Source organism: Pseudomonas sp. A125 (assembly GCF_055409485.1).
In genome coordinates, this window is record NZ_JBUZVP010000027.1 from 93,783 (window position 1) to 107,427 (window position 13,645).

At 58.5% G+C, this 13,645-nt stretch carries 9 protein-coding genes and 1 rRNA gene; 8 read left to right on the forward strand and 2 right to left on the reverse strand.

The genetic code is table 11. The features are described 5' to 3' along the window. Positions 1 to 144: 144 nt before the first annotated feature. The 4 genes from ACZRN6_RS28495 to ACZRN6_RS28510 are packed head-to-tail and all read left to right on the forward strand — an operon-like array spanning position 145 to position 5,711. Positions 145 to 909 carry a DUF3050 domain-containing protein gene (locus ACZRN6_RS28495; RefSeq protein WP_464009381.1) on the forward strand — a complete coding sequence of 255 codons (765 nt, stop codon included), beginning with the start codon at positions 145 to 147 and terminating at the stop codon, positions 907 to 909. Next, positions 906 to 1,853, forward strand: a complete 948-nt coding sequence (locus ACZRN6_RS28500) for a diiron oxygenase (protein ID WP_464009382.1) — start codon at positions 906 to 908, stop codon at positions 1,851 to 1,853. Before ACZRN6_RS28495 ends, ACZRN6_RS28500 begins: the two co-directional genes overlap by 4 nt. Further along, positions 1,850 to 5,230 carry an amino acid adenylation domain-containing protein gene (locus tag ACZRN6_RS28505; RefSeq protein WP_464009383.1) on the forward strand — a complete coding sequence of 1,127 codons (3,381 nt, stop codon included), beginning with the start codon at positions 1,850 to 1,852 and terminating at the stop codon, positions 5,228 to 5,230. Before ACZRN6_RS28500 ends, ACZRN6_RS28505 begins: the two co-directional genes overlap by 4 nt. A 25-nt stretch (positions 5,231 to 5,255) precedes the next feature. Further along, a complete protein-coding gene (locus tag ACZRN6_RS28510) occupies positions 5,256 to 5,711 on the forward strand; it encodes an SRPBCC family protein (protein WP_464009384.1) in 456 nt (151 codons plus the stop codon). Positions 5,712 to 5,823: 112 nt separating this feature from the next. On the opposite strand, the gene ACZRN6_RS28515 is transcribed toward ACZRN6_RS28510, so the two are convergent. Next, positions 5,824 to 7,704: a methyl-accepting chemotaxis protein gene (locus ACZRN6_RS28515; RefSeq protein WP_464009385.1), complete on the reverse strand. Its 1,881-nt coding sequence runs from the start codon at positions 7,702 to 7,704 to the stop codon at positions 5,824 to 5,826. A 279-nt stretch (positions 7,705 to 7,983) separates the two neighbouring features. Between ACZRN6_RS28515 and ACZRN6_RS28520 the strand changes: the two genes are divergently transcribed. The 4 genes from ACZRN6_RS28520 (at position 7,984) to ACZRN6_RS28535 (ending at position 13,290) form a co-directional block, all read left to right on the forward strand. Then, on the forward strand, positions 7,984 to 8,484 hold the full coding sequence (locus tag ACZRN6_RS28520; RefSeq protein WP_464009386.1) for a sigma-70 family RNA polymerase sigma factor: 501 nt from the start codon (positions 7,984 to 7,986) through the stop codon (positions 8,482 to 8,484). After that, a complete protein-coding gene (locus ACZRN6_RS28525; RefSeq protein WP_464009387.1) occupies positions 8,481 to 9,464 on the forward strand; it encodes a FecR domain-containing protein in 984 nt (327 codons plus the stop codon). The genes ACZRN6_RS28520 and ACZRN6_RS28525 overlap by 4 nt, the downstream gene beginning before the upstream one ends. A gap of 86 nt (positions 9,465 to 9,550) precedes the next feature. Beyond that, complete coding sequence (locus ACZRN6_RS28530) at positions 9,551 to 12,043, forward strand: TonB-dependent siderophore receptor (RefSeq protein WP_464009388.1); 2,493 nt, start codon at positions 9,551 to 9,553, stop codon at positions 12,041 to 12,043. A 71-nt stretch (positions 12,044 to 12,114) separates the two neighbouring features. Next, positions 12,115 to 13,290 (forward strand): PepSY-associated TM helix domain-containing protein, encoded by a 1,176-nt coding sequence (locus ACZRN6_RS28535; protein ID WP_464009389.1) that lies wholly within the window; start codon positions 12,115 to 12,117, stop codon positions 13,288 to 13,290. A gap of 81 nt (positions 13,291 to 13,371) precedes the next feature. Here ACZRN6_RS28535 and rrf read toward each other — a convergent pair. Continuing rightward, a 5S ribosomal RNA gene (gene rrf, locus ACZRN6_RS28540) occupies positions 13,372 to 13,487 on the reverse strand. Positions 13,488 to 13,645: the final 158 nt, after the last annotated feature.

The following is a 13,645-nucleotide window of genomic DNA, read 5'->3' on the forward strand; positions in this document are numbered from 1 at the left end:
GTGAACCCTGCTCGGGCGTCACTGCGCGTGGCGTTCCTTTAAATAAAGCTTTGGTGTTTTGTCACAGCGTGCTGTTTGCTTAGTCAATAACAGCACGTGGCTGCCTGTTATCAGGGAAGAAACAACGACTTATAGGCATCAACTATGTTCCAGAACTTACACCGTCTTAAACAAAAAAAGCAGCAGTTGCACAATCATCCAATATTTACACAAATTAATACGCTTCCAACATTGCGATACTTTATGGAAAACCATGTATTCGCCGTTTGGGACTTCATGACCCTGATCAAACGCCTGCAACATGACCTTACCGGAATGCGCCTGCCGTGGTTGCCGCCGCCAGACCCACAAGCGGCACGCCTGATCAATGAGATCGTGTTGGGCGAGGAGTCGGACGAATATCCCGGTCACGGACACGGCAGTCACTTCGAGTTGTATCTGCAAGCCATGCGTGAAGTCGGCGCGAGCACCACGGCCATCGATCAATTCATCACCCTGCAACGTGACGGCAACGATGCAGAAACCGCCCTGCAAAAAATCGACGTCCACCCTGCCGTGGCCTGTTTCGTCAAAAGCACGCTGCAGGTTGCCCTGGCCGCACCCACCCACTGTGTGGCGGCAGCCTTCCTCCATGGTCGTGAGAGCGTTATCCCGGCGATGTTCAAACGCATTCTGCAGGGGTGCGAGATGCTTCACCGCCAGGCTCCGACCTTCTGCCACTACCTCAAGCGCCACATTGAACTCGACGCCCAGGAGCATGGCCCGGCGGCAGCGCAATTGCTGGAACGCCTCACCCTCGCCGACCCAAGTCGCGAGCGGCAGGCCAACAGTACCGCCCTCAGCGCCGTGGAAAGCCGGCTGGCCTTATGGGACGGATTGCATCAGCGCCTGCCTGAGGTGAGTGTATGAACCCTGCCGATTACCGCTCATGTGCCGACGACTGGGAGCGTCGCGCGACGATCCGCACCCGCCCCCGCCGCTTGCTGGAAAACGACCACAAGCTGATCTATCCCTTGAGCCGACAACCGTTGGTACTGAGCGCGACCTTTGTAGAGCAATGCCCGCAGCAGCGGGATTTTGTCTTGCTGCAGACGTTCTACAAATTCATCAACGACGTGGTGATCTTTGAAACAGAGATCGTCGACAAGACCGCCCGCAGCATTGCCAAGAACCGCTTTTCAGTGCCCTTCCCGCTCGCCTGTCGCTACGACGCCATGACCGTAGTGGTGGATGAGGATTACCACGCCCTCGTCGCCCTCGACTTCATGCAACAGACGGTTGCGATGACCGGCATCCCCGCCCTGGAGTTGCCCGGGCAAATCGAGTTGAGCCGAGCCTTGCCGGCCGCGCTGGCGCTGGCGCCCGCACACCTGCGCGACGCCGTGGAACTGATTGCCGTGGCCATCGCCGAGAACACCGTGACCCAGGACGTGGCAGCGTTTTCCAAGGATGAGAGCGTCAAGCAATCGATCCGCGGCTTGATGGCCGACCACTTGTTTGACGAGGGCCGTCATGCGGTTTTCTGGACACGCCTGGTGCGTATTTATTGGCAGTCTGCACACGCATCGGACCGCGATTGCATCGCCCGGATCCTGCCGGTGTTCCTCCAGCATTACTTGACCCACGAGCTGCAAAAAAACTTCGATTTGCAGTTGATCGATCACCTGCAGGTCAGTGCCGCCACGCGCTGCGCACTACGCGCCGACGTGCAGGCGATGGGCTTTCCCATTACCCGCCAGCACCCGCTGATCGGCAATATCATGGGGTTCCTGAATCATAGCGGCCTGCTGCAAACGCCGAGCGTGGTCCGGGCGCTGGATGCTTTTCTTGCGGCGCCAGGAGAGCACTCATGAGGCGCCTGGAAATTGGGCTGGCAGGGTTCAGCGCAGCGTTGAATGAGATCAGCCAGACGCTTGGGCAATACGGTCATGGGTTGGTGCAGCCACAGAATGCACGACACGTCGACCTGCTGATTGATGACGGTAGCGAGGCGGTTCCGCCAGGCCTGACCTGCGCGGCGTCGATGAGCCTGCGCCTGGGTATGGGAGCGTTGAACGCCTGCGCACTACCGACCCTGCAGTTCAGGTGTTACGCCCACTCACGGCGACTTCTGGCGACCCTGGACATTGCCGGCGAAGCCTGTGGCAATGGGCAACGGTTGCGTCAACAGGCAGTAAGCGCCCTGGTGGATTGGGTGGCCCAGCAGGTGAGTGGGTTTTCCCGGGATGCAGGCTATTTCTCGCAGACCGCCATCGCCTCCGATAACCCGGAACACGGTCTGCAAGCGCTCGCGTCGCTGGCGTACCTGCATCGCTTTAACCAGACCACCGACCTGGCGCTGCAGCAACAAAGCCAGGTACCTATGATCGAGCGCCTGGAAAACAGCCTTAGAACCTTCGCCCACCGCCCGGCCCTGAACATCGCCGGCAATGGGCTGACTTATCAACATTTGCATCGCAAGAGCCTGGCGATCCAGCAACGCCTGTGGCCTCTGCTTGGGCCCCTCGATACACCACCGGTGATTGGCGTCTGCCTGGGTAAGTCGCTGGAGCTGTACGCCAGCATCCTTGCAGTGCTGGGCTGCGGCGCGGTGTACTTGCCGCTGGAGCCGGGCCACCCGCTGCAACGCCAGCAGGCCATGCTGGAAAACGCCGGCGTCTCGGTGCTGCTGGATGATGGCAAGCACCCACTGCGCGATGGTTTTGCTGCAGTGGATGTCAGCACCCTCGACACTCACGACAACGCAGCGCTAATGCGCCAGCGCCCGTCCATGGATGCCCCATGCATGGTGCTCCACACCTCAGGCACTGCCGGCCACCCCAAAGGCGTGCTGCTCAGTCAGCACAACCTGGCCCATTTCACCGCGTGGTTCGGTGCCCATGTACAACTGGACGAGCACAGCCGGGCCTTGCAATTCTCGTCCTTGAGTTTTGACTCGTCCCTGATTGATATCTTCCCGTGCCTGATCGCGGGTGCCGAATTGATCGTGCCCAGTGAGGACCAGCGACGCGACCCGCAGCAACTGGTGGAGCTGATCCATCGCCAACGCGTTACGCATGCCTTCCTGCCGCCGGCGTTACTGAGCATCCTGCCGCTGGGTCAGTCCATGGGCCTGGCGCACGTGATAACCGGAGGTGAGGTGTGCGAACCCAATGTCATCGAACGGCTGGCGGGACAGTGCCGCTTGCACAACTTCTACGGGCCCACCGAAGCCACCGTGCTGGTGACTCACCGCACGTTGCAGCCAGGCGATAGCAATCGCAACGTCGGTATGCCGATCGCCAACAGCCAGGTGCTGATCCTCGATGAACAACTACAACCGGTGGATGAGCAGGTGTTGGGCGAGCTGTACATCGTCGGCCCGGGTGTCAGCCTTGGTTACCTGAACCAGCCTGGGCAGACCGCCGAGCATTTTGTCGAACTGGTGCTGCCGGACGGCCAGTCCTTGCGCGCCTACCGCAGCGGCGACCTGGCGAAGTGGACGGAAAACGGCATCGAGCTGGGCGGGCGCCGGGATCAGCAAGTGAAGATCCGTGGCTTGCGGGTCGAACCGCAAGAGATCGAACAATGCCTGCGCAGCAGTCAGCTGTTTCGCCAGGTGGCCGTGGTGATTGACCGTGATCGGCGGATCCTGGCCTTTGTCGCGCAGCCCAAGGCTCGGGGCGCCCTGGCTGCACTCCAGCAGTATGCCCGGCAGGCGCTGCCGGACTATCAGCAGCCCACCCTGTGCACGGAGCTTGCGAGCTTGCCGTGCAACCACAACGCAAAGATCGACCGGCATGCATTGCTTGCGTTACCGACTCAACCGCTGCCAACCATCCAGCACGGTGAACCGCACACGCCGATGCAAGTGCAGTTGCTCAAGCTCTGGAGCGAGTTGCTGGACGTGCCGCTCACGCAGCTGTCGATGCACGACAGCTTCTTCAACCTCGGTGGTCATTCGATCCTGTTGTCGACGATGCTGCTGCGTATCCGCGAGCAGTTCGGCTGCAGCCTCTCCCTCGGGCGGTTTTTTGCAAGACCCACGGTCAGCACACTGGCCACGCTGATGGGCGACGGGCCGCCAGCCGATGCCCCGACCAGCCAGGCAACCCGGGACGCCATGCGTGAGCTGGGCGTACAACCACTACCAACCGCTCAGGCTGGCGAGCCCCGTAACGTGATCGTGACCGGGGCCAACAGTTTTCTCGGGGTGCATTTTGTCGAGGCATTACTGGCCGGCGGTGCACTTGAGGTGGCGTGCCTGGTACGCGAACGGCCCGGGCAGTGCGCGACTGAGCGGTTTGCCGAAGCGCTGCGCGATTATCACCTGGAACACCTGGACCTGAGCCGGGTGCGGGTGTATGCCGCCGACATCAGTCAGCCGCGCCTTGGCCTGTCGAGTGAGACCTATGAGTACCTCGCCGGACAGTTCGGCGTGCTGGTGCACAACGCTGCCCACGTCAATCATGTGATGGATTACGCCACGCTGGCCAAGGACAACGTCGAGCCGGTGCTCGAATGCCTGCGCCTGTGTGAAACCGGGAGCAAAAAAGTCTTCAATTTTATCTCGACGCTGTCGGCGGCCAGTAGTGTCGATGCCCAGGGCCATGTACTCGAAACGCCCGCCGCCGCCACCCCACCGCTCTACATCCAAAATGGCTACAACCTGTCCAAATGGGTCGCGGAGCGCCTCCTGGGGCGTGCGGCCGAGCAAGGTGCATGGGTCAATATCCACCGCCCCGGGAACATCAGCTTCAACAGCTGCAACGGTGTCTGCGAGCCACAGAAAAATCGCCTGATGTTGATGCTCAAAGGCTCGCTGCAACTGGGCCTGATGCCCCACCTTAAGCTGGACTTTGACTTGATGCCCGTGGACTTTCTCGCGCGGTTTGTTGCGTTTCACAGCAGTCGCTGCGAACCGCAGGGTTGCGTGTTCAACCTGCACAATCCGCAACCCTTGAGCTGGGAATCCTACGTCGATGCATTTCGCCAGGCCGGTCATGCCTTCGAATTGGTGAGTGTCGCCCAGTGGCAACGTCACCTGCACACGGTGGACAGCCGCAACGCGTTGTTCGCCGTGCTGGGTTTTTACCTCAATGGCTTCGGCGAGGACATCGGCGATACCTCGTTGATCCGCCATGACAACACACGGCGTGGCGTAGAGCAGATGGGCGCGCGCTACCCCGAGAAAACCCCGGCGTTGTTACGCAAGGGCTGCGAATACCTCAAAAGCATCGGCTTCCTGTGATCAGGAACAACCAAAGGAAAACCTTATGAAACCCGATACGTTGATTCACAACCCTTGCGCCAAGCCCGTGGTGTCTTCAGTGGTGGTTGCCTGTAATGCCGCGCGTGCGTGGGCGGTGGTCGGTGACTTTGCTGGCTTTGATAAATTTATCCCGGCCTTGTCCCGCATCGACATGACTGGCACGGGCGCAGGGTGCCTGCGCAAGAAGTTTTTCAACGATGGAAACCTGGTGGTGGAGCAACTCAACAGCCGGGACGAACAGGCCATGCAGATGACCTGGACGACGATTTACAACACCCTCGGCGTGGCCCGGCTGTGGGCAGCCATGAGTGTGGAGGCTTCGGGGGAAGGCTGTTCAAGGGTGACCTGGACGATCATCGCCGAACCGGTTGACGCGGGTGCCAGAGGGTTTGAGCAGTTCGTCCAGGCATTTGCCGACAACGCACTGGAGAATGTGCAAGGGATGTTTGCCCAACCTTAACTGTGGAGCGAGCTTGCTCGCGAAAAACGTACAGGCAACACGGGGCTGTCTGATAGCACCGCGTTATCGTCGAGGTTCTTCACGCGCAAGCTCGCGCCTACAGGTTCATCGATCAGATTTTGAAGCTGTCGACCAACTGCTTCAGCCTGTTGGCCTGTTGAGACAACGCGTCGCAATCCTTCAAGGTTTCGTTAAGGTTGGCCACGCCCTGCTGGTTCAGCAGGTTGATCTGGTTGATGTCGACGTTGAGGGTTTCTACCACGGCGGTCTGCTCTTCGGTGGCGGCCGCTACCGACTGGTTCATCCCGTCGATCTCGACGATGCGCTGAGTCACGCTGACCAGGCGCTCACCGGCCTGGTTGGCGACCTCGACGCTTTCTTCACTGGAGGTCTGGCTGGCGTTCATCGTGGTCACCGCCTCGCGTGAGCCAATCTGCAGCGAGGTGATCATTTTATGGATCTCTTCCGCCGATTCCTGGGTGCGGTGCGCCAGGTTGCGCACTTCATCGGCCACCACGGCAAACCCACGCCCGGCTTCACCGGCGCGCGCCGCTTCAATCGCGGCGTTTAGAGCCAGCAGGTTGGTTTGCTGGGAGATGCCTTTAATCACATCCAGGATGTGGCCGATGTTGTCGGTGCTGGCATTCAGGGTTTCGATCTGCATGCAGGACAGGCTGATTTTTTGCGACAGTTCCGACATCGCCAAGATGGTTTTCTCCACCACCTTGCGACCGTCATCGGCCTGCTCGCTGGCACCACTGGCGTGTTGCGAAGCGTCGGCGGCGTTGCGCGCGATTTCTTGAGTGGCGGCCCCCAGCTCATTGATCGCCGCGGCCACGCTGTTGGTGCGGGCGCTCTGTTCGTCGGAGCCGACAATCGAGGCGTTGGAGGAGGCCATTACCCGCTGGGACAGGTCATGCACCTGGCGAGTAGCCGAGGAAACTTCGGAAATTGACGCGTGAATACGCTCGACGAATTGGTTGAAAGCACTGCCCAAATCACCGAATTCATCTTTGCTTTCCACGGTCAGGCGGCGGGTCAGGTCACCTTCACCCTGGGCAATGTCCTGCATGGCGCGGCCCATGGTGGTGAGCGGGCGCATCAAGACTTGGATCAGCAGGCTCAAGAAGACTGCGATGGCGGCGACCGCAATGAACATGGCGATCAACGCCGAGGTGCGGAACTTGCCCAGCGGTGCGTAGGCTTTGTCTTTGTCGATCGACAGGCCGATGTACCAGTCTGCGTTCGGCAACCCGCTGATCGGGGTGAAGGACAGAATCCGTTCCTGGCCATTGAGGACGACTTCCTGATTGACCTTCTCGATGCGCACATTCGTGCTCGGATAGATGTCGTTGAGGTTTTTCATCACCTGGTCCTGGTCCGGGCTGACGATTACCTGGCCATCACCACTGACCAGGAACGCGTGGCCAATGCCGCCGAAGTCCACCGAGTTGATGATCTTCACCAGGGTTTGCAGGCTCAGGTCACCGCCAACCACGCCAAGCAATTCACCATTCTTTTTCACGGGCATGGCGATGGTCACGATCAGCCCACCCACCGCTGCCATGTAGGGCGGCGTGAGCATGGTCTTGTCGGCGGCCACGGCCTGTTTGTACCAGGGACGCTGACGTGGGTCGTAGCCATCGGGCATTTTGGCGTCGGGCCGTTGGGTGAACACACCATTGGTGGAACCGACGTAGGTGAACTGGAAGTTGGAGGTAAATGCCGATTGGTCGACCAACCCCGGCAGATCGGCAGCGCTGCCTTGATGGGCCACATTTTGCGCCAGGCTTTCCAGTACCAGTACCCGGCCACTGAGCCAGTTCTGCACACTGCTGGCGGTGAGTTCACCGGATTGCTGAATGGACGACTCCAGGTTCTGCCGGATGGTATTGCGCTGTAGATAGTCGTTGTAGAACGTGAATAACGCGAAGGCCAGAACCACGACGCCTGACGCGGCCAACAGAATTTTATGACTGAACTTAAGATTCATTTCATTGACTTCTTTTTGCCAAAAGGGGGTGAGCGTGCCGGATGCAACATTCCATGTAACGGTATAGGCAGACTCTGAGACTGCTCTATTTCGGTGCACGCATGGCTCGTCAGGCTGTCGGCCACGTCAGGATAAATCTTAGAGATTTGTGAGAAGCATCCTCTTTTTGCGTCAGAAGCCGACCAGCGGTAGCCATCTGAGGTCGGGAGTTGCAAAAATTTTCAGCGTTGCCGACAATGCGACTAATTATCATTTGTGACGCTTTGCCAGGCCGTGTGAATGCCCTCTTCAGAGTTCGCAGTACAGACGCTTTACAGCAGCCATCATGGCTGGCTCAACACATGGCTGCGCAGCCGTCTGGGCAATGCCGCGGATGCTGCGGACCTGGCCCAGGACACGTTCGTGCGCCTGCTGCAAAAAACCGAACGCTTCGAGCTCAAGGCGCCCCGCGCCTTCTTGCGCACCATCGCCCGGGGCTTGGTGATTGATCACTGGCGGCGCGAAGAAATCGAGCGGGCTTATCTGGAGTCCATTGCCCATTTGCCCGAGGCCATGTCACCGAGCGTAGAAGCGCGTGCGTTGATTCTGGAATTGCTGGAGTCCATCGCCCGGCTTCTGGACGGACTCAAGCCCAAGGTGCGCAAGGCGTTTCTATTGGCTCAGTGCGACGGGATGACCTACAAGCAGATTGCACAGCAGATGGACGTGTCATTGCGCTCGGTGGAGCGATATGTGGCCGAGGCGCTGTACCACTGTTATGTGCTGCGGTATGAGGCATGACTGCGATGGATAGCGCGGTGCGCTCCGGGCCCGACCCGCAGGTGGTCAAGCAGGCCATCAGCTGGATGCTGCGCCTGCGTAACAATCGCGCGAACGTGCGCCTGAAGGCGCAATGCGAGCACTGGCGCGAGGCACATCATGAACACGAGCTGGCCTGGCAGCGCGTGCAGGCACTGCAACATGAGTTGAGCAGCCAGTTGGCGGCAATTCCCGGCGCCCATGTGGCGCTGGAGAACAGTGCCCAGCGCCTTGGTCGTCGGCAAGCGCTGAAGGTTTTGTCCGGCGTTCTGTTGATAGGTTCGGCGGCATGGGTCAGCCGAGACGTCACCGGCTGGCAGCGCTGGACCTCAGACCTGGCCACCACCACTGGCGAACGCCGTAGCGTGCAACTGCCGGATGGCACACGCCTGCAGCTCAATACCGACAGCGCAGTGAACCTGGACTTCAACCCACGGCAACGCTTGATCACGTTGGTACGCGGTGAAATCCTGGTGACCTGCGGCGCCGCTGCGCCTGCACCGCTGCTGGTTCGCACCCGCCATGGTTTGTTCGAAGGTATCGACGGGCGGTTTGTGGTGCGTCAGGAAGGTGATTGCACACGCTTGAGCGTCGCGTCAGGCAACGTGGCAATTCATTCACCGCATACGGCCGACGGCTTGTTCACTCAAGTGCATGCAGGAGAAAGCTACCTGGTCCGTCAGAACGAGGCCGTTCTGGCGCCGCCTGCAGATATGGATACAGGCGCTTGGGCCGACGGCTTGATCGTCACCCGCAACATGCGTCTTGCCGACTTCCTGGCGGAAGTGGGGCGCTATCGTCATGGTTATCTGGGTTGTTCAAGTAATATCGCAGACTTGCGCTTGTCTGGTGTTTTTCGCCTGGAAGACACTGAAAAGCTGTTGGCGATCCTGCCACAGACGCTGCCTGTACGCCTGCGCTATCGCACTCGCTGGTGGGTGAGCCTGGAGCGTCAGGCCTGATTTATTTTTGGCGGCTTTTTTCCGTGAGTTCGGCTTAGACAGTAAGCAATTCAATCTGCCTTCAGCGACCTCTACGGATCTCGATAATGACTGTGCGTTTTTTCAGTAAATCACCCTCTTCCTGCCCTTTGCTCGGTAAAGCCGTACGTGCAGCGCTGCTATCGACCACGATGGGCATTGGCTTGCTGCCGGTGGCCGGCGTCGCGGCTGACAGCGGGGTCGAGCGCATCAGCCAGCGCTACGACATCCCGGCAGGCCCGTTGAGCGATGTGCTCAATCAGTTTGCCCGTCAGGCAGGTATCACCCTTTCCAGCACGCCTGCGCAGACTCAGGGCCGCCAGTCTCCCGGGCTGCACGGTGAGTACTCTGCCGAACAGGGCTTGAGCCGGTTGCTCGACGGGTCGGGTTTGCAGGCGCAAGCCCAGGACGACGTAAGTTTCGTATTGCAGGCGCCACCCGAGAGCGAGGCGCTGACCTTGCCAACCACCGACATCAAAGGCTTCGCCCTCGGTAACGCCTTGGGCAGCACGGACGGCTATAACGCGACTCACAGCCAGATCGCCACCAAGACCAGTACCGCGCTGCTGGAGACATCCCAGACAGTTTCAGTGGTGACTCGCGAGCAGATGGATGACCAGGGCTCGCAAACGGTCGCTCAGGCAATGCGCTATACCCCCGGGGTGCTGACCAACCCGTATGGCGCCACTCACCGTTATGACTACGTGGCGATGCGTGGTTTCAACGACGGCTCGGTGGATAACATCTACCTGGACGGCTTGAAGTCCATGGGGGACAGCGGCACCTACAGCACCATGCAGGTGGACCCGTATTTCCTCGAGCGGGTAGATATTCTCAAGGGCCCGTCGTCGGTGTTGTACGGACGCAGCTCGCCGGGTGGGCTGGTGGCGTTGACCAGCAAGAAACCGTTGTTTGAGCCTTACCATCAAGTGCAGGCCACCATGGGTTCGCAAGGGCAGCGAGGCATGGGTTTCGACTTCAGCGGGCCGGTGGATGACGACAAACGTATTGCTTATCGACTGACCGGGCTTGCGGACAAGTCCGACACGCAATTCGACCATGCCAAGGAAAAACGCTACGCGCTGGCGCCTACCTTGAGCATCGACTTTACCGATGACACATCCCTCACGCTCCAGGCTTATCTGCAGCACGATCCTGACGGTGGCTATCACGGTGGCATGCCGGCAGATGGCGCGTTGCACCAGCGTAACGGCCAGCGGATCACCAATCACTTCTTTGAGGGCGAGCCGGGCATTGACGGGTACAAGCGTGATCAACAGTCGTTCGGCTACCAGTTTGAGCATCGCTTCAATGATGTTTTCACCGCACGGCAAAACTTTCGGTATTTGGATTCCAAGGTTCGGCTGGACCAGGTGTATGCCTATGGCTGGACCACGCCCACCAGCAATGAGTTGAATCGCTACTACTCAGGCGGTGACGAGAAGCTGCATGCGTTCATCATCGACAACATGTTGCAGGCTGAATTTTTTACCGGCGCGACGAAGCATACGGTGTTGATGGGGGCGGATTATCAACGGCGCAAAACCGTTGTGGACTGGAGCAGCGGCTCTCTTGCGCCAATCAATGCGTTCAATCCGGTGTACGGCAATGCCGAGATCAGCTATTACAGCCCGACCAGTTATCTGCGTCGGCTTGAGCAGACCGGTGTCTACCTGCAGGACCTGATTGAGATGGACAAATGGCGGTTCTCCCTCGGGCTGCGTCAGGACTGGGTTGAAACCTCCGATGAAAACCGCATTGCTGAAGCGGGACGGCCGTTGGGCACTGAGATCAGTGATAAACGTACCAAGCTGACTGGGCGGGCTGGAGCGCTTTACCTGTTTGATAACGGTCTTGCGCCATACGTCAGTTATTCCGAATCCTTCAACCCCAATTCCTATTCGGACAGTGCTGGCAACCCCTTGGCGCCTACCGATGGCACCCAGTGGGAGATGGGCTTGAAATACCAGCCGCCGGGTACCGACAACTTGTTCACTGCATCATTGTTCCGCATTGATCAGGAAAATCTCGCGACCAAGCTGCCGCAGGAAAATTTCTATCGCGCTGTAGGCGCTGTCCGCTCCCAGGGCCTGGAGCTGGAAGCGCACATGCAGTTGACCGACAACCTCAAAGTGTTGGGCAGCTATACCCTCACAGACATCGAGTATTCGAAGTCGATGGTCAGCACGTTGAGTACTGCGGATAACGTGATCGAGAACAAGGGAAATTCGCCAACCCAGGCGCCGCGCCATATGGCTTCGGTGTGGGCAGACTACAAATTCGACAGCGGCGCCCTGGATGGTCTTCGACTCGGTGGCGGTGTTCGTTACGTCGGCTACAGCTGGGCGGATGCGGAGAACTCCATGAAGGTGCCTTCCTACACGCTATTTGACGCCTCGATGGGTTATGACTTGGGCAAGGTAGGCCTGAAGGGCGTGGATGTACGCCTGAATGCCAACAACCTGACAAATGAGTCTTACGTGGCGTTGTGTGCCAGCCTGAACTTCTGCTATTTGGGTGAAGAGCGCAACGTCAGTGCGACGGTGAGCTACCAGTTCTAACCCCTCTCGATTCATACAAAGCCAGTTCCTGATTCCAGGCGCTGGCTTTGTGGTCTTTGCAGGAAAATTTAATGCGTGCATTGCTGGTTTTACTTCATCGCTATATCGGGTTGGCGACGGCGTTGTTTCTAATGATGGCGGGGATCACGGGCAGCCTTTTAGCGTTTAACCATGAGCTGGATGAAAGGCTCAATCCCAAGTTCTATGAAGCAACAGCCAAGGGTTCGGCATTACCGCCAGGTGAACTGGTGAACACCCTGCAGGGGCAGCATCCCAAGCTGCAAGTCTGGTACATGGAGTATCCACAAGAGACCGGTCATACCGCTATGTTGGCGGCAGTTGCGCGAAACGATCCAGCGACCGGCAAACCCTTTGATGAGCCTAACCAGGTTTTCTATCTCGATCCGGTCAGTGGTGAAGAAATGGGGCGGCGCTTTTGGGGCGCGTGCTGCTTTCAGCGTGAGAATCTCATTCCGTTCATTCTGGAGTTTCACTACAACCTGACGCTGCCGGGAAATTGGGGCTTGTGGCTGATGGGGTTTGTGGCTATTGCATGGGTGTTCGATTGCTTTATTGCGCTGTGGCTGACCCTGCCGAGGGGCAAACCGTTCTGGAGGAAGTGGGCCACTGCGTGGAAGATCAAGGGTGGTCATGCTTACCGGTTAAATTTCGACCTGCACCGCGCTGGCGGGCTGTGGCTTTGGTTGTTGTTGTTGCCGATTGCAGTCAGCAGCGTGGCAATGAATTTGCCAAGCCAGGTGTTCAAACCCGTTGTCTCGTTGTTTTCACCGGTTCAGGCCAGTGTCTATGAGGCACGTGGCGGGTTACCGGCCGAACGATTGGGCGTGACGCAATTGAGTTATCAACAGGCCTATGAGCGGGCGCAGGAGGAAGGCAAGCGGCTGGGGCTTACAGCGGCGATTGGGGAGTTGTATTACAGCTTTGAGTACAACTTTTACGGGGCTGGTTTTGGGCGACATGATACGCAGGCTCATGGGAAATCCTGGTTGTTTTTCCATGGAACAGATGGGCGTTTGTTAGGACAAGAAATAGCGGGGCAAGGTACGTTGGGAGAGCGCTTTTATCGGCTGCAGCTACCGATCCATGGTGGCAGGATAATTGGGACGATGGGGCAATTATTGATTGCGCTGCTGGGGCTTGTGATCGCGATGTTGTCTGCTACCGGCATCTATATCTGGTGGCGCAAGTTACTGGCCAGGCGAAGCGGTAAGGCACGCAAGGGTTGAGCAGTTCTCGTTTGTAGGTGACGTAGCCCTTAAACGACAAAACCCCTGTCTGCGTTAGCAGACAGGGGTTTCGGAATTCAATCTTGACGATGACCTACTCTCACATGGGGAAACCCCACACTACCATCGGCGATGCATCGTTTCACTGCTGAGTTCGGGATGGGATCAGGTGGTTCCAATGCTCTATGGTCGTCAAGAAATTCTGTGTACCTGCCCGTTGCTTTCGCAACGTGCCGGTGAAAATCATGGACTTATACAAAAACAAAACCCCTGATTGCGTTAGCAATCAGGGGTTCTGGAATTTAATCTTGACGATGACCTACTCTCACATGGGGAAACCCCACACTACCATCGG

Bases quoted from the DNA above. Each gene is read 5' to 3' on its own strand.
- ACZRN6_RS28525 (WP_464009387.1), top strand. From the start codon at position 8,481: ATGACTGCGATGGATAGCGCGGTGCGCTCCGGGCCCGACCCGCAGGTG.
- ACZRN6_RS28535 (WP_464009389.1), top strand. From the start codon at position 12,115: ATGCGTGCATTGCTGGTTTTACTTCATCGCTATATCGGGTTGGCGACG.
- ACZRN6_RS28520 (WP_464009386.1), top strand. From the start codon at position 7,984: ATGCCCTCTTCAGAGTTCGCAGTACAGACGCTTTACAGCAGCCATCAT.
- ACZRN6_RS28500 (WP_464009382.1), top strand. From the start codon at position 906: ATGAACCCTGCCGATTACCGCTCATGTGCCGACGACTGGGAGCGTCGC.
- ACZRN6_RS28515 (WP_464009385.1), bottom strand. From the start codon at position 7,704: ATGAATCTTAAGTTCAGTCATAAAATTCTGTTGGCCGCGTCAGGCGTC.
- ACZRN6_RS28495 (WP_464009381.1), top strand. From the start codon at position 145: ATGTTCCAGAACTTACACCGTCTTAAACAAAAAAAGCAGCAGTTGCAC.
- ACZRN6_RS28530 (WP_464009388.1), top strand. From the start codon at position 9,551: ATGACTGTGCGTTTTTTCAGTAAATCACCCTCTTCCTGCCCTTTGCTC.
- ACZRN6_RS28505 (WP_464009383.1), top strand. From the start codon at position 1,850: ATGAGGCGCCTGGAAATTGGGCTGGCAGGGTTCAGCGCAGCGTTGAAT.
- ACZRN6_RS28510 (WP_464009384.1), top strand. From the start codon at position 5,256: ATGAAACCCGATACGTTGATTCACAACCCTTGCGCCAAGCCCGTGGTG.